The sequence below is a fragment of the Bacillus sp. 1780r2a1 genome, assembly GCA_024134725.1.
GTDB classification, from domain to species: domain Bacteria; phylum Bacillota; class Bacilli; order Bacillales; family Bacillaceae_H; genus Priestia; species Priestia aryabhattai_A.
In genome coordinates, this window is the sequence record CP099863.1 from 32,501 (window position 1) to 48,590 (window position 16,090).

11 protein-coding genes, 9 tRNA genes and 5 rRNA genes (1 of these 25 only partly in view) are annotated in these 16,090 nt (G+C 42.7%); 24 read left to right on the plus strand and 1 reads right to left on the minus strand.

Features of this window, described 5'->3' with window-relative positions:
• The 24 genes from NIZ91_00165 to rsmI form a co-directional block, all read left to right on the plus strand.
• A 23S ribosomal RNA gene (locus NIZ91_00165) occupies positions 1–2,330 on the plus strand (it extends 605 nt beyond the left edge of the window).
• A gap of 101 nt (positions 2,331–2,431) precedes the next feature.
• Positions 2,432–2,547, plus strand: a 5S ribosomal RNA gene (gene rrf, locus NIZ91_00170).
• Positions 2,548–2,558: 11 nt separating this feature from the next.
• Positions 2,559–2,634: transfer RNA gene (locus NIZ91_00175), tRNA-Val, on the plus strand.
• A gap of 10 nt (positions 2,635–2,644) precedes the next feature.
• Positions 2,645–2,720, plus strand: a tRNA-Thr gene (locus NIZ91_00180).
• Positions 2,721–2,725: 5 nt separating this feature from the next.
• Positions 2,726–2,801, plus strand: a tRNA-Lys gene (locus NIZ91_00185).
• Between the two features lie 16 nt (positions 2,802–2,817).
• Positions 2,818–2,903, plus strand: a tRNA-Leu gene (locus NIZ91_00190).
• A 16-nt stretch (positions 2,904–2,919) separates the two neighbouring features.
• A tRNA-Gly gene (locus tag NIZ91_00195) sits at positions 2,920–2,994 on the plus strand.
• Between the two features lie 12 nt (positions 2,995–3,006).
• A tRNA-Leu gene (locus tag NIZ91_00200) sits at positions 3,007–3,095 on the plus strand.
• Between the two features lie 9 nt (positions 3,096–3,104).
• Positions 3,105–3,181 (plus strand) — tRNA-Arg (locus NIZ91_00205).
• Between the two features lie 4 nt (positions 3,182–3,185).
• Positions 3,186–3,262 (plus strand) — tRNA-Pro (locus tag NIZ91_00210).
• A gap of 5 nt (positions 3,263–3,267) precedes the next feature.
• Positions 3,268–3,343, plus strand: a tRNA-Ala gene (locus NIZ91_00215).
• Between the two features lie 77 nt (positions 3,344–3,420).
• Positions 3,421–4,973, plus strand: a 16S ribosomal RNA gene (locus tag NIZ91_00220).
• Between the two features lie 224 nt (positions 4,974–5,197).
• Positions 5,198–8,132: ribosomal RNA gene (locus NIZ91_00225) — 23S ribosomal RNA — on the plus strand.
• Positions 8,133–8,313: 181 nt separating this feature from the next.
• Positions 8,314–8,429: ribosomal RNA gene (gene rrf, locus NIZ91_00230) — 5S ribosomal RNA — on the plus strand.
• The 16S, 23S and 5S rRNA genes sit together here with 9 tRNA genes alongside, the layout of an rRNA operon.
• Positions 8,430–8,581: 152 nt before the next feature.
• Positions 8,582–8,764 carry a sigma factor G inhibitor Gin gene (locus NIZ91_00235; GenBank protein ID USY55191.1) on the plus strand — a complete coding sequence of 61 codons (183 nt, stop codon included), beginning with the start codon at positions 8,582–8,584 and terminating at the stop codon, positions 8,762–8,764.
• Between the two features lie 114 nt (positions 8,765–8,878).
• The gene (locus tag NIZ91_00240; protein USY55192.1) at positions 8,879–10,309 is read left to right on the plus strand and encodes an aminotransferase class V-fold PLP-dependent enzyme; all 1,431 of its coding nucleotides are present in this window, start codon (positions 8,879–8,881) and stop codon (positions 10,307–10,309) included.
• Positions 10,310–10,322: 13 nt separating this feature from the next.
• Positions 10,323–10,964, plus strand: a complete 642-nt coding sequence (gene tmk / locus NIZ91_00245; GenBank protein USY55193.1) for a dTMP kinase — start codon at positions 10,323–10,325, stop codon at positions 10,962–10,964.
• 39 nt (positions 10,965–11,003) lie between these two features.
• Entirely contained in the window at positions 11,004–11,333 is a 330-nt protein-coding gene (locus NIZ91_00250; GenBank protein ID USY55194.1) for a cyclic-di-AMP receptor, read from the plus strand.
• Between the two features lie 37 nt (positions 11,334–11,370).
• Complete coding sequence (gene holB, locus NIZ91_00255; protein USY55195.1) at positions 11,371–12,363, plus strand: DNA polymerase III subunit delta'; 993 nt, start codon at positions 11,371–11,373, stop codon at positions 12,361–12,363.
• Between the two features lie 4 nt (positions 12,364–12,367).
• Complete coding sequence (locus NIZ91_00260) at positions 12,368–13,195, plus strand: stage 0 sporulation family protein (GenBank protein USY55196.1); 828 nt, start codon at positions 12,368–12,370, stop codon at positions 13,193–13,195.
• 14 nt (positions 13,196–13,209) lie between these two features.
• Positions 13,210–13,575, plus strand: a complete 366-nt coding sequence (gene yabA, locus NIZ91_00265; GenBank protein ID USY55197.1) for a DNA replication initiation control protein YabA — start codon at positions 13,210–13,212, stop codon at positions 13,573–13,575.
• A gap of 50 nt (positions 13,576–13,625) precedes the next feature.
• Complete coding sequence (locus NIZ91_00270; GenBank protein USY55198.1) at positions 13,626–14,372, plus strand: tRNA1(Val) (adenine(37)-N6)-methyltransferase; 747 nt, start codon at positions 13,626–13,628, stop codon at positions 14,370–14,372.
• Positions 14,359–14,646 carry a GIY-YIG nuclease family protein gene (locus tag NIZ91_00275; protein USY55199.1) on the plus strand — a complete coding sequence of 96 codons (288 nt, stop codon included), beginning with the start codon at positions 14,359–14,361 and terminating at the stop codon, positions 14,644–14,646. Before NIZ91_00270 ends, NIZ91_00275 begins: the two co-directional genes overlap by 14 nt.
• A complete protein-coding gene (gene rsmI / locus NIZ91_00280) occupies positions 14,624–15,499 on the plus strand; it encodes a 16S rRNA (cytidine(1402)-2'-O)-methyltransferase (GenBank protein ID USY55200.1) in 876 nt (291 codons plus the stop codon). The genes NIZ91_00275 and rsmI overlap by 23 nt, the downstream gene beginning before the upstream one ends.
• A 26-nt stretch (positions 15,500–15,525) precedes the next feature.
• Here the strand turns inward: rsmI and NIZ91_00285 are convergent, their stop codons facing one another.
• Positions 15,526–15,810 (minus strand): AbrB/MazE/SpoVT family DNA-binding domain-containing protein, encoded by a 285-nt coding sequence (locus tag NIZ91_00285; protein ID USY55201.1) that lies wholly within the window; start codon positions 15,808–15,810, stop codon positions 15,526–15,528.
• Positions 15,811–16,090 lie beyond the last annotated feature (280 nt).

Here is a 16,090-nt window from a genome sequence, read left to right on the forward strand (position 1 = left end):
GCCTTTTGTAGAATGAACCGGCGAGTTACGATCCCATGCAAGGTTAAGTTGAAGAGACGGAGCCGTAGCGAAAGCGAGTCTGAATAGGGCGTTTAGTATGTGGTTGTAGACCCGAAACCAGGTGATCTACCCATGTCCAGGGTGAAGTTCAGGTAACACTGAATGGAGGCCCGAACCCACGCACGTTGAAAAGTGCGGGGATGAGGTGTGGGTAGCGGAGAAATTCCAATCGAACCTGGAGATAGCTGGTTCTCTCCGAAATAGCTTTAGGGCTAGCCTCACGTAGTGAGAGTCTTGGAGGTAGAGCACTGATTGGACTAGGGGCCCCCAACGGGTTACCGAATTCAGTCAAACTCCGAATGCCAAAGACTTATCCGTGGGAGTCAGACTGCGAGTGATAAGATCCGTAGTCAAAAGGGAAACAGCCCAGACCACCAGCTAAGGTCCCCAAGTATACGTTAAGTGGAAAAGGATGTGGAGTTGCTTAGACAACCAGGATGTTGGCTTAGAAGCAGCCACCATTTAAAGAGTGCGTAATAGCTCACTGGTCGAGTGACTCTGCGCCGAAAATGTACCGGGGCTAAACGTATCACCGAAGCTGTGGATTGACATCTTTGATGTCAGTGGTAGGAGAGCGTTCTAAGTGCTGCGAAGCTAGACCGTAAGGACTGGTGGAGCGCTTAGAAGTGAGAATGCCGGTATGAGTAGCGAAAGACAAGTGAGAATCTTGTCCACCGAATGCCTAAGGTTTCCTGAGGAAGGCTCGTCCGCTCAGGGTTAGTCGGGACCTAAGCCGAGGCTGAAAAGCGTAGGCGATGGCCAACAGGTTGATATTCCTGTACCACCTCCCCGCCGTTTGAGTAATGGGGGGACGCAGGAGGATAGGGTAAGCGCGCTGCTGGATATGCGCGTTCAAGCAGTTAGGCTGATGAGTAGGCAAATCCGCTCATCATAAGGCTGAGCTGTGATGACGAGGGAAATATAGTACCGAAGTTCCTGATTCCACACTGCCAAGAAAAGCCTCTAGCGAGGCGGGAGGTGCCCGTACCGCAAACCGACACAGGTAGGCGAGGAGAGAATCCTAAGGTGATCGAGAGAACTCTCGTTAAGGAACTCGGCAAAATGACCCCGTAACTTCGGGAGAAGGGGTGCTCTGGTAGGGTGTATAGCCCGAGAGAGCCGCAGTGAATAGGCCCAGGCGACTGTTTAGCAAAAACACAGGTCTCTGCGAAGCCGCAAGGCGAAGTATAGGGGCTGACGCCTGCCCGGTGCTGGAAGGTTAAGAGGAGGGGTTATCCTTTGGGAGAAGCTCTGAATCGAAGCCCCAGTAAACGGCGGCCGTAACTATAACGGTCCTAAGGTAGCGAAATTCCTTGTCGGGTAAGTTCCGACCCGCACGAAAGGCGTAACGATCTGGGCACTGTCTCAACGAGAGACTCGGTGAAATTATAGTACCTGTGAAGATGCAGGTTACCCGCGACAGGACGGAAAGACCCCGTGGAGCTTTACTGTAGCCTGATATTGAATTTTGGTACAGCTTGTACAGGATAGGTAGGAGCCTGAGAAGCCGGAGCGCTAGCTTCGGTGGAGGCGTCGGTGGGATACTACCCTGGTTGTATTGAAATTCTAACCCGCAGCCCTGATCGGGCTGGGAGACAGTGTCAGGTGGGCAGTTTGACTGGGGCGGTCGCCTCCTAAAGAGTAACGGAGGCGCCCAAAGGTTCCCTCAGAATGGTTGGAAATCATTCGTAGAGTGTAAAGGCACAAGGGAGCTTGACTGCGAGACCTACAAGTCGAGCAGGGACGAAAGTCGGGCTTAGTGATCCGGTGGTTCCGCATGGAAGGGCCATCGCTCAACGGATAAAAGCTACCCCGGGGATAACAGGCTTATCTCCCCCAAGAGTCCACATCGACGGGGAGGTTTGGCACCTCGATGTCGGCTCATCGCATCCTGGGGCTGTAGTCGGTCCCAAGGGTTGGGCTGTTCGCCCATTAAAGCGGTACGCGAGCTGGGTTCAGAACGTCGTGAGACAGTTCGGTCCCTATCCGTCGTGGGCGTAGGAAATTTGAGAGGAGCTGTCCTTAGTACGAGAGGACCGGGATGGACACACCGCTGGTGTACCAGTTGTCTTGCCAAAGGCATCGCTGGGTAGCTATGTGTGGACGGGATAAGTGCTGAAAGCATCTAAGCATGAAGCCCCCCTCAAGATGAGATTTCCCATAGCGCAAGCTAGTAAGATCCCTGAAAGATGATCAGGTTGATAGGTCAGAGGTGGAAGCACGGTGACGTGTGTAGCTGACTGATACTAATCGATCGAGGACTTAACCAAATGATAGTACACGAAGTACTCAGCAAATTGTTATCTAGTTTTGAAAGAACAAGATAAAAAAAGTCTTGCTTTTTTTCAAAAGTATTATATAATATAATATGTCTGGTGGCGATAGCAGAGAGGTCACACCCGTTCCCATGCCGAACACGGAAGTTAAGTTCTCTAGCGCCGATGGTAGTTGGGACTTTGTCCCTGTGAGAGTAGGACGTTGCCAGGCTGTTATATAATGGAGGATTAGCTCAGCTGGGAGAGCACCTGCCTTACAAGCAGGGGGTCGGCGGTTCGATCCCGTCATCCTCCACCATGAATATGTTGCCGGTGTAGCTCAACTGGTAGAGCAACTGACTTGTAATCAGTAGGTTGGGGGTTCAAGTCCTCTTGCCGGCACCATTTTCGAGCCATTAGCTCAGTTGGTAGAGCATCTGACTTTTAATCAGAGGGTCGAAGGTTCGAGTCCTTCATGGCTCACCATTTTAAATACACACATGCGGGTGTGGCGGAATTGGCAGACGCGCTAGACTTAGGATCTAGTGTCTTTACGACGTGGGGGTTCAAGTCCCTTCACCCGCACCATTTAATTTCATAATGCGCGGAAGTAGTTCAGTGGTAGAACACCACCTTGCCAAGGTGGGGGTCGCGAGTTCGAACCTCGTCTTCCGCTCCACAAATAAGTCCTGCCGGGGTGGTGGAATTGGCAGACACACAGGACTTAAAATCCTGCGGTAGGTGACTACCGTGCCGGTTCAAGTCCGGCCCTCGGCACCATTTTAATAAGCGCCCGTAGCTCAATTGGATAGAGCGTTTGACTACGGATCAAAAGGTTAGGGGTTCGACTCCTCTCGGGCGCGCCATAAACGGGAAGTAGCTCAGCTTGGTAGAGCACTTGGTTTGGGACCAAGGGGTCGCAGGTTCGAATCCTGTCTTCCCGACCATTTATGGGGCCTTAGCTCAGCTGGGAGAGCGCCTGCCTTGCACGCAGGAGGTCAGCGGTTCGATCCCGCTAGGCTCCACCAATTGAACTTTGAAAACTGAACAAAGCGACAAACGTCAACGTTAATTTTTTTAAACTTTTATGAGCAAGTCAAACATTTCTTCGGAGAGTTTGATCCTGGCTCAGGATGAACGCTGGCGGCGTGCCTAATACATGCAAGTCGAGCGAACTGATTAGAAGCTTGCTTCTATGACGTTAGCGGCGGACGGGTGAGTAACACGTGGGCAACCTGCCTGTAAGACTGGGATAACTCCGGGAAACCGGAGCTAATACCGGATAACATTTTTTCTTGCATAAGAGAAAATTGAAAGATGGTTTCGGCTATCACTTACAGATGGGCCCGCGGTGCATTAGCTAGTTGGTGAGGTAACGGCTCACCAAGGCAACGATGCATAGCCGACCTGAGAGGGTGATCGGCCACACTGGGACTGAGACACGGCCCAGACTCCTACGGGAGGCAGCAGTAGGGAATCTTCCGCAATGGACGAAAGTCTGACGGAGCAACGCCGCGTGAGTGATGAAGGCTTTCGGGTCGTAAAACTCTGTTGTTAGGGAAGAACAAGTACAAGAGTAACTGCTTGTACCTTGACGGTACCTAACCAGAAAGCCACGGCTAACTACGTGCCAGCAGCCGCGGTAATACGTAGGTGGCAAGCGTTATCCGGAATTATTGGGCGTAAAGCGCGCGCAGGCGGTTTCTTAAGTCTGATGTGAAAGCCCACGGCTCAACCGTGGAGGGTCATTGGAAACTGGGGAACTTGAGTGCAGAAGAGAAAAGCGGAATTCCACGTGTAGCGGTGAAATGCGTAGAGATGTGGAGGAACACCAGTGGCGAAGGCGGCTTTTTGGTCTGTAACTGACGCTGAGGCGCGAAAGCGTGGGGAGCAAACAGGATTAGATACCCTGGTAGTCCACGCCGTAAACGATGAGTGCTAAGTGTTAGAGGGTTTCCGCCCTTTAGTGCTGCAGCTAACGCATTAAGCACTCCGCCTGGGGAGTACGGTCGCAAGACTGAAACTCAAAGGAATTGACGGGGGCCCGCACAAGCGGTGGAGCATGTGGTTTAATTCGAAGCAACGCGAAGAACCTTACCAGGTCTTGACATCCTCTGACAACTCTAGAGATAGAGCGTTCCCCTTCGGGGGACAGAGTGACAGGTGGTGCATGGTTGTCGTCAGCTCGTGTCGTGAGATGTTGGGTTAAGTCCCGCAACGAGCGCAACCCTTGATCTTAGTTGCCAGCATTAAGTTGGGCACTCTAAGGTGACTGCCGGTGACAAACCGGAGGAAGGTGGGGATGACGTCAAATCATCATGCCCCTTATGACCTGGGCTACACACGTGCTACAATGGATGGTACAAAGGGCTGCAAGACCGCGAGGTCAAGCCAATCCCATAAAACCATTCTCAGTTCGGATTGTAGGCTGCAACTCGCCTACATGAAGCTGGAATCGCTAGTAATCGCGGATCAGCATGCCGCGGTGAATACGTTCCCGGGCCTTGTACACACCGCCCGTCACACCACGAGAGTTTGTAACACCCGAAGTCGGTGGGGTAACCTTTATGGAGCCAGCCGCCTAAGGTGGGACAGATGATTGGGGTGAAGTCGTAACAAGGTAGCCGTATCGGAAGGTGCGGCTGGATCACCTCCTTTCTAAGGATTTTTACAAGACGTACGTTTTGAAGCTTTGTTCAGTTTTGAGAGTTCAATCTCTCATTAATAGAAAGTACATCACTTTCTTCTTATCTAATAAGAAGAATTTTGAGTGCGATTGTTCTTTGAAAACTAGATAACAGTAATAGCTGAGGAAAAGTGAAACTTTTCTTTAATCAAACCAATAAATAACGCAACGCAAGTTGCACCATTTATTCGCTAATGGTTAAGTTAGAAAGGGCGCACGGTGAATGCCTTGGCACTAGGAGCCGATGAAGGACGGGACTAACACCGATATGCTTCGGGGAGCTGTAAGTAAGCTTTGATCCGGAGATTTCCGAATGGGGAAACCCACTGTTCGTAATGGAGCAGTATCTTTATCTGAATACATAGGATATTGAAGGCAGACCCGGGGAACTGAAACATCTAAGTACCCGGAGGAAGAGAAAGCAAATGCGATTTCCTGAGTAGCGGCGAGCGAAACGGAATTAGCCCAAACCAAGAGGCTTGCCTCTTGGGGTTGTAGGACACTCTATACGGAGTTACAAAGGAACGAGGTAAATGAAGAGGTCTGGAAAGGCCCGTCAAAGAAGGTAACAACCCTGTAGTTGAAACTTCGTTCCCTCTTGAGTGGATCCTGAGTACGGCGGAACACGTGAAATTCCGTCGGAAGCTGGGAGGACCATCTCCCAAGGCTAAATACTCCCTAGTGACCGATAGTGAACCAGTACCGTGAGGGAAAGGTGAAAAGCACCCCGGAAGGGGAGTGAAAGAGATCCTGAAACCGTGTGCCTACAAGTAGTCAGAGCCCGTTAATGGGTGATGGCGTGCCTTTTGTAGAATGAACCGGCGAGTTACGATCCCATGCAAGGTTAAGTTGAAGAGACGGAGCCGTAGCGAAAGCGAGTCTGAATAGGGCGTTTAGTATGTGGTTGTAGACCCGAAACCAGGTGATCTACCCATGTCCAGGGTGAAGTTCAGGTAACACTGAATGGAGGCCCGAACCCACGCACGTTGAAAAGTGCGGGGATGAGGTGTGGGTAGCGGAGAAATTCCAATCGAACCTGGAGATAGCTGGTTCTCTCCGAAATAGCTTTAGGGCTAGCCTCACGTAGTGAGAGTCTTGGAGGTAGAGCACTGATTGGACTAGGGGCCCCCAACGGGTTACCGAATTCAGTCAAACTCCGAATGCCAAAGACTTATCCGTGGGAGTCAGACTGCGAGTGATAAGATCCGTAGTCAAAAGGGAAACAGCCCAGACCACCAGCTAAGGTCCCCAAGTATACGTTAAGTGGAAAAGGATGTGGAGTTGCTTAGACAACCAGGATGTTGGCTTAGAAGCAGCCACCATTTAAAGAGTGCGTAATAGCTCACTGGTCGAGTGACTCTGCGCCGAAAATGTACCGGGGCTAAACGTATCACCGAAGCTGTGGATTGACATCTTTGATGTCAGTGGTAGGAGAGCGTTCTAAGTGCTGCGAAGCTAGACCGTAAGGACTGGTGGAGCGCTTAGAAGTGAGAATGCCGGTATGAGTAGCGAAAGACAAGTGAGAATCTTGTCCACCGAATGCCTAAGGTTTCCTGAGGAAGGCTCGTCCGCTCAGGGTTAGTCGGGACCTAAGCCGAGGCTGAAAAGCGTAGGCGATGGCCAACAGGTTGATATTCCTGTACCACCTCCCCGCCGTTTGAGTAATGGGGGGACGCAGGAGGATAGGGTAAGCGCGCTGCTGGATATGCGCGTTCAAGCAGTTAGGCTGATGAGTAGGCAAATCCGCTCATCATAAGGCTGAGCTGTGATGACGAGGGAAATATAGTACCGAAGTTCCTGATTCCACACTGCCAAGAAAAGCCTCTAGCGAGGCGGGAGGTGCCCGTACCGCAAACCGACACAGGTAGGCGAGGAGAGAATCCTAAGGTGATCGAGAGAACTCTCGTTAAGGAACTCGGCAAAATGACCCCGTAACTTCGGGAGAAGGGGTGCTCTGGTAGGGTGTATAGCCCGAGAGAGCCGCAGTGAATAGGCCCAGGCGACTGTTTAGCAAAAACACAGGTCTCTGCGAAGCCGCAAGGCGAAGTATAGGGGCTGACGCCTGCCCGGTGCTGGAAGGTTAAGAGGAGGGGTTATCCTTTGGGAGAAGCTCTGAATCGAAGCCCCAGTAAACGGCGGCCGTAACTATAACGGTCCTAAGGTAGCGAAATTCCTTGTCGGGTAAGTTCCGACCCGCACGAAAGGCGTAACGATCTGGGCACTGTCTCAACGAGAGACTCGGTGAAATTATAGTACCTGTGAAGATGCAGGTTACCCGCGACAGGACGGAAAGACCCCGTGGAGCTTTACTGTAGCCTGATATTGAATTTTGGTACAGCTTGTACAGGATAGGTAGGAGCCTGAGAAGCCGGAGCGCTAGCTTCGGTGGAGGCGTCGGTGGGATACTACCCTGGTTGTATTGAAATTCTAACCCGCAGCCCTGATCGGGCTGGGAGACAGTGTCAGGTGGGCAGTTTGACTGGGGCGGTCGCCTCCTAAAGAGTAACGGAGGCGCCCAAAGGTTCCCTCAGAATGGTTGGAAATCATTCGTAGAGTGTAAAGGCACAAGGGAGCTTGACTGCGAGACCTACAAGTCGAGCAGGGACGAAAGTCGGGCTTAGTGATCCGGTGGTTCCGCATGGAAGGGCCATCGCTCAACGGATAAAAGCTACCCCGGGGATAACAGGCTTATCTCCCCCAAGAGTCCACATCGACGGGGAGGTTTGGCACCTCGATGTCGGCTCATCGCATCCTGGGGCTGTAGTCGGTCCCAAGGGTTGGGCTGTTCGCCCATTAAAGCGGTACGCGAGCTGGGTTCAGAACGTCGTGAGACAGTTCGGTCCCTATCCGTCGTGGGCGTAGGAAATTTGAGAGGAGCTGTCCTTAGTACGAGAGGACCGGGATGGACACACCGCTGGTGTACCAGTTGTCTTGCCAAAGGCATCGCTGGGTAGCTATGTGTGGACGGGATAAGTGCTGAAAGCATCTAAGCATGAAGCCCCCCTCAAGATGAGATTTCCCATAGCGCAAGCTAGTAAGATCCCTGAAAGATGATCAGGTTGATAGGTCAGAGGTGGAAGCACGGCGACGTGTGTAGCTGACTGATACTAATCGATCGAGGACTTAACCAAATTAGAAAAGCGAAGGCGACTGTTCAATTGTGAAAGGCGTTGGAGCTTCTGATAGGGAAACCGCTCTTTGGTTTCAATAACAGAAGTGAAACGACCGAACAATTAGGAGCCGTAGCTAGACAGTAAACTTAGTACTCAGCAAATATGTTATCTAGTTTTGAGAGAATAATCTCAATTCATGTCTGGTGGCGATAGCAGAGAGGTCACACCCGTTCCCATGCCGAACACGGAAGTTAAGTTCTCTAGCGCCGATGGTAGTTGGGACTTTGTCCCTGTGAGAGTAGGACGTTGCCAGGCACATTTAAAAGACTAGCTAAAATTAGCTAGTCTTTTTATTTTAGTTTAACAAGGTATAAGCTATCTGCGTATAATGTATTGTAGACTTAAATGTAGCATAGGTATAGGAAATAAATAAATGGTCCACAATGACATAGTGGAGGTGTAGAATAATGAACGGAAAAAATCATGATACGGTTTGCTTAGTTTGTAATGAAAAAACGGTTAAGGGTATTACAATTTTTTCTTCATTGATATGTCAACACTGTGAAAAAGATATTACAGAAGTAAATTTATCAAACCAACAATATGATGATATTTTAAATCAATTAAAGAAAATAGAAATTTATAAATAAAGCTGAAGTCCTTTTTAAGGGCTTTTTTGCATGATGAAAAAACTCTTATGAATTTGTTATAATAAACACAGTCTTTATTTATAAATGTGTAAGAAATAAAAGGAGATTATAAGTTTGGAATATCTACGAAGCAAACTGCCTTTATATAATTGTGTTCTAAATCATATTGCTAAAAAGCCATTATCTTATCATGTACCGGGACATAAGAGTGGATATGTCTTTCCTGAAGACATTGAAAAAGATTTTCTACAGTTCTTAAAATATGATTTAACAGAAATAACAGGATTAGATGATTTACATGAAGCAGAAGAAGCTATTCAAGATTCTCAGATATTAGCTGCCAATCTATATGGCGTAGATCAAACATATTTTTTAGTGAATGGCTCTACTGTAGGTAATTTATCTGCTATATTATCTCTTTGTGAAGAAGGAGATAGTATTATTGTTCAAAGAGATTCACATAAATCAATTTTTAATGCAATTAACTTAGCAAAAGCTAATGCTATCTTTGTTTCTCCTGACGTTGATTTGACTTCGCAATTAACGATAGGTATAAATGTTGAAGATATCAAACAAGCCCTTAAAACCGCACCTAGTTCGGTAAAAGCAATTGTTTTAACAAACCCCACTTATTACGGTGTTTCAACTGACTTAGCTCCGATTGTTTCATTGGCACACAAACATTCTATTCCGGTTGTTGTCGATGAAGCTCACGGTGCTCATTTTATTTTAGGAGCTCCTTTTCCAAAGTCAGCTACAGAGTTTGGTGCAGATATTGTCATCCAATCCGCTCATAAGACACTACCAGCAATGACGATGGGCTCATATTTACATGTAAAGGGAAACCTTATTAATAAACCTAGATTATCTTATCTTTTAGGAGCTTTACAATCCAGTAGTCCTTCTTATCCTATTATGGTTTCTTTAGATATTGCACGCTATTATGTACAGTGCTTAAAAAATGAAGGTACGGAAAAAATTAAAGCTAATTTAAAAGGATTTTATGAGGAAGTCAATCTGCTTGATACTCTTTCTATTGTAAAGTTAAAGCAGGAGAATCTTAAAGTGGATTTATTAAAACTTACCTTATCATCTACACAATTAACTGGTTATGAGCTTCAGGAAGCTTTAGAAGCGGAAGGAGTATATACAGAGCTGGCAGATCCTTTGTATGTCTTATTAGTGCTACCTTTATCATCATCATTTGATTTTAGTGATACGTTATTTCGAATAAAAAAAGCAGTTGGATTAAAGGCACAAAGTGGGTTTGAAAAGGATAAGATTGATACTCTTTACTACCCTGAAAAAATTACACAAAAAATATATAATCATACAAATGAAACAGAGATAATTTCACTAGAAAATGCTTTAGGAAAGATATGTGCCGAAACCATTATACCTTACCCACCAGGTATTCCACTGTTGTTAGAAGGTGAAAAAATCTCAATGCATCATTTAAAGTATTTAAAGCAAATCTTATTTTTTAAAGGTAAAATACAAGGAAGTAAAAATATAAGACATGGATTCATTCGTGTGTTTACATAAAAGGGGAATTGAGATGCAAACAGGAATTTTTATTACATTTGAAGGGCCTGAAGGTGCTGGAAAAACAACGGTTATTCAAATGGTTGAAAGTATGTTAAAAGAAAAAGGAGTAGAGGTTGTTCTGACAAGAGAACCGGGTGGCATTTCAATTGCAGAGCAAATTCGTGAAGTTATTTTAAGTCCTAGAAATAAAGAAATGGACGGTAGAACAGAAGCCCTTTTATATGCGGCAGCTAGAAGACAACATTTAGTTGAAAAAGTTATCCCCATGTTAGAACAGGGTAAAGTAGTAATATGTGATCGATTTATTGATAGTTCTCTCGCATATCAAGGGTACGCAAGAGGATTAGGGATTGAAGAAGTATTGACAATTAATCAATTTGCTATTGATGATCTTATACCAGATTTAACTTTTTATTTAGACATAAGGCCTGAAATAGGATTGCAGCGAATAGAAAAAGGCCGTAGTCATGAAATTAATCGTTTAGACTTAGAGAAAATCGACTTCCATTATAAAGTAAGAGAAGGATATAAACTTTTATTAAATCAATTTCCAAATCGTATTAAGGAAATTAATGCTGAACAAAGCGTTGATGATGTATACAATGATATATGTGATGTGTTAAGAAGATTTTTGAAAGCTAATAATTCTTGATATAATAAAGTAAATAAGTTCATAATGAGGTGCATATTCATGAAATTAGTAATTGCAGTTATACAAGACTCGGATAGTACAAAGTTGTTAAATGCATTAGTTGAAAAAGGTTTTCGCTCAACGAAATTATCTAGTTCCGGTGGGTTTTTAAAATCTGGAAATACAACTATCATGATTGGAACAGAAGATGAAAAAGTTCAAACTGTTTTAGATATTATTAAAGGTGAATGTGAAAATCGTAATCAATTTATTTCCCCAGTCTCTCCAATGGGTGGTAATGCAGATTCATATATTCCTTATCCAGTTGAAGTAGAGGTTGGAGGCGCAACGGTATTTGTATTGCCAATTGACCAATTTCATCAATTTTAAAAAACAGTCTTACAATTGAAGTAGAAAGTGTGATGAAATGAACAAAAAGTGGGGAGAGCTAGAAGGTGTCCAGCCAACTGCTCTTAGGATGTTAAAAAATAGTATTGTAAAAGATAGAGTAGCTCATGCTTACCTACTTGAAGGAAGTAAAGGAACTGGTAAAAAGGAGATTAGCTTTTTATTTGCAAAACGATTGTTTTGCTTAAACCCTCATGAACATGAACCATGCTATGAATGTATCAACTGTAAAAGAATTGATTCCGGCAATCATCCGGATGTACATTTTGTTGAACCAGATGGGTTATCTATTAAAAAAGAGCAAGTACAATATTTGCAAGCTGAATTCACAAAAACTGGTGTTGAATCCAATAAAAAGTTATATATTATTAATCATGTTGATAAGATGACAGTAAGTGCGTCTAATAGCTTATTAAAGTTTTTAGAAGAGCCAACGGATGGTACATATGCAATCTTATTAACGGAAACTATTCAGAAGCTGTTGGATACCATTATATCTAGATGTCAGGTTATTTCTCTGCGTTCTTTAACAGAAAAACAATTAGCTGAACAACTAATGAACCATAATCTTTCCAAAGCAGACGCAACGCTAATGCCATACTTAACGAATAGTATTACAGAAGCAATTGAATTAAGTGAAGATGAATGGTTTGGACTTGCAAGAAAGTTAGTGATACAATTATATGAAGTGTTAACAACTAGACCTCAACAAGCGCTTCTCTTTATTCATGAAAAATGGGTACCTCATTTTAAAGAAAAAGAACAAGCTCATATTGGGTTAAATTTACTAATGCTTCTGTATCGCGATGTTTTAACGTTGCAAGTAGAAGAAGAGCCAATGCTTATTTATTTTTATAAAGAAGACCAATTAAAATCTCATGCACTTCAAGCTACTCAACAAAGAATTATTGCAAAGATTGAAGTAATTTTAAGAGCTAAAAATAAATTAAATTCAAATATGAATATACAGTTATTAATGGAACAGCTGGTGTTGGATTTGCAGGAGGGATAAAAGCTTGTATGATGTAGTAGGTGTTCGCTTTAAAAAAGCGGGTAAAATATATTATTTTGATCCTGGTGATTTAACAATACCGGATGGGGAGTTTGTTATTGTTGAGACAATCCGTGGTGTTGAATTCGGTAGGGTTGTTATTAATAAAAAGCAAGTCAGTGAACATGATGTTGTTCTACCACTTAAAAAAGTCATTCGTATTGCAGAGCCTAAAGACAAGCTCATTGTTGAAGAAAACAAACAAGCTGCTAGCGAAGCATATGATGTATGCGTTCAAAAAATTCAGGCACATAATCTAGATATGAAGCTAGTAGATGTAGAATATACATTTGACCGTAATAAGGTAATCTTTTATTTTACAGCAGATGGACGTATCGACTTCAGAGAATTAGTAAAGGATTTAGCAGCCATCTTCCGTACACGTATTGAATTACGTCAGATTGGTGTTAGAGATGAAGCAAAACTCTTGGGTGGTATTGGCCCGTGTGGAAGAATGCTTTGTTGTTCAACTTTCTTAGGAGATTTTGAGCCAGTTTCAATTAAAATGGCAAAAGACCAAAACTTATCGTTAAATCCTACAAAAATTTCAGGGTTGTGTGGTCGTCTTATGTGCTGTCTTAAATACGAAAATGATGAATACGAAACAGCAAAAGAGCAGCTTCCGGATATTGGATCTACCATTAAAACTCCTGAAGGTTCGGGTCGTGTAATAGGTCTAAATATTTTAGAGCGTATTATACAGGTAGAATTATCAAATCGTGAGCAAATCTTAGAGTATACATTAGATGAAATTCTTAATGAAGGTGCTGTTTCGTTTCAAGCCACAGATTAACGAGGTGGGTAAAGGTGGATAAAAAAGAGATTTTTGATTCGGTTACAAATATGGAGGAACAAATTGGTCACTTATACAAACAATTAGGAGACTTAAAAGAGTATTTAGCTGAACTAATTGAAGAAAATCATCACTTACAGATTGAAAATGACCATTTGCGCCGCCGCCTTGACCAAACCAATTTGGAAACAAAGCCAAAAAGTCATAATCAAAAGGTAAGTAGTCAAACAAAAGTACAAAAGCAAATAGATATCGGTGAAGGTTACGATAATCTAGCTAGATTGTATCAAGAAGGCTTCCACATTTGTAACATTCATTATGGTAGCGTTCGTCAAGATGGGGATTGTTTGTTTTGCTTATCATTTTTAAATAAAAAATAACAAGGCCTCTCCACAAGGAGAGGCTGCTTTTATATAAGGAGAAATGGAACATGGTTCAATTATATGAAGATGAACGACTTGATTATCTGTTAGCGGATGAAAGTATGCGTATTATTCAAAGTCATTCTGTCTTTTCATTTTCATTAGATGCTGTTTTGCTATCAAACTTTGCTTATGTACCGATAAAGAAAGGTAATATTATTGATTTATGTACAGGGAACGGCGTTATACCTTTATTTTTATCAAAACGAACGAATGCTAAGATTACAGGTGTAGAAATTCAAGAGCGTTTATCTAGCATGGCTACTAGAAGTGTTGATTACAATAATTTAAGTAATCAAATTAACGTTGTTCTAGGCGATTTGAAAGACATGCCACAGAAATTAGGACATGGAAAATATGATGTAGTAACATGTAATCCACCCTATTTTCCTACGCCTAAAGTTGATGAACAAAATAAGAATGAGCACTATGCAATTGCTAGACATGAAATTCATTGTAATCTAGAAGATGTGATTCGTGTAAGTAGTCAATTAGTAAAGCAAGGAGGAAAGGTTTCACTTGTACATCGACCTGGTCGACTTGTTGATATTATTACGTTAATGAGGGCATACCGCTTAGAGCCAAAACGCTTACAGTTTATCTACCCAAAGAAAAACAAAGAGGCAAATACCATTTTAATTGAAGGGATTAAAGATGGTAATGCAGACTTGAAAATCCTTCCACCACTCGTTGTTTATAAGGAAGATAATGAATATACAAACGAGCTAAAGGAAATTTTGTATGGAACAAACTAAGCATTACTTTTACGTATTAGAATGTAAAGACCAAAGTTATTATGCAGGATACACAAATAATTTGAATAAGCGTTTAGCTGTTCATAACAGTGGCAAAGGCGCTAAATATACTAAAAGTCGTTTACCAGTTGTCCTTTTATGGCATGAAGAGTACAAGACAAAAACTGAAGCCATGAGAAAAGAATACTGGTTTAAACAGTTAAGTCGTAAGCAGAAAGAGCAATATATCCTAAAGGAGCAGAAGAAAAGTCATGAACTCACAAAAAAGCTATGAAGGAATTGAAGACAAAGGGGTATTATATCTAATTCCAACACCTATTGGTAATCTAGAAGATATGACATTTCGCGCAATTCGATTATTAAAGGAAGTAGATTATATTGCTGCAGAAGATACAAGACATACAAAAAAGCTGTGTAATCATTTTGAGATTGGGACACCAATTGTTAGCTATCATGACCATAATAAAGAGACGAAAACAGAAAAGCTGATTCAAGATTTAGAAAAAGGTCTTAAAATTGGTCTTGTGAGCGATGCTGGTATGCCATGTGTCTCTGATCCAGGATATGAATTAGTAAGAGAAGCGGCAAACAAAGGTTGTACTGTTATTCCTTTACCGGGTGCTAATGCTGCATTGACAGCTCTGATTGCTTCGGGACTACCTACTTATCAATTCTATTTTTACGGTTTTTTAAATCGAAATAAAAAACATAAAAAGGAAGAACTTCAGCTTTTATCTATGAAAAAAGAAACGATGATTTTTTATGAAGCACCTCACCGTTTAAAAGAGACGTTGAAGTTGATGTTTGAAGCATTTGGAAACCGAGAAATTGTATTATGTAGAGAGTTAACAAAGCGTTATGAAGAGTTTTTGAGAGGGAATATCGAAGAAGCAATAACTTGGGCTAACGAAACAGAGCTGAGAGGAGAGTTTTGTTTCATTGTTTCAGGAACAACTGAAGAAATTGTAGAAGAAACAGAGGCTTGGTGGACAGAGTTAACGATTATTGAACATGTGGACTATTATGTAAATGATCAGCAATTCAGTAATAAGGATGCTATCAAACAAGTAGCAAAAGATCGTAATCAATCAAAAAGAGAGATATATAGTGAATATCATATAAATTAAAAAAGCTGTCTAACGACAGCTTTTTTTTAGTTTGAAGATTGTAGATTATTTTCAAGCTCTTTCATAATTTGTTCTGCACCTTCACGGCTTAAAATTAGCTTACCACCAGCTAATTGAATATTTTCATCTGAAACTTCACCAGTTACTTGGCAAGTCATGTTTGGTTTATATTTCTTTAAAATGATACGCTCTTCATCAACATAAATTTCTAACGCATCTTTTTCAGCAATCCCTAATGTACGGCGTAATTCAATTGGAATTACTACACGTCCTAACTCATCAACTTTACGAACAATACCTGTAGATTTCATCTTGTTTTCCCCTCTCAACTCTTAGTTTTCTATGTCATTACTTTCGTCATTATTCGACAAATTCAACGTACTTTTATAATACCAACGTTTCCAAAAGTAGTCAATCATTTTGTATGTAAAAAAATGTAGATGGAAATAAAAAAATATAAAAACACTTATATAAAAGGGTTTATGAAAGATATAAGTAATATTTTTAGGTAGTATATTGAAAAAAATAACATAATATATTTGATGTAAAGATGATTGAATTCAAGCATTTTTAATCGAAAATTCATTCTTT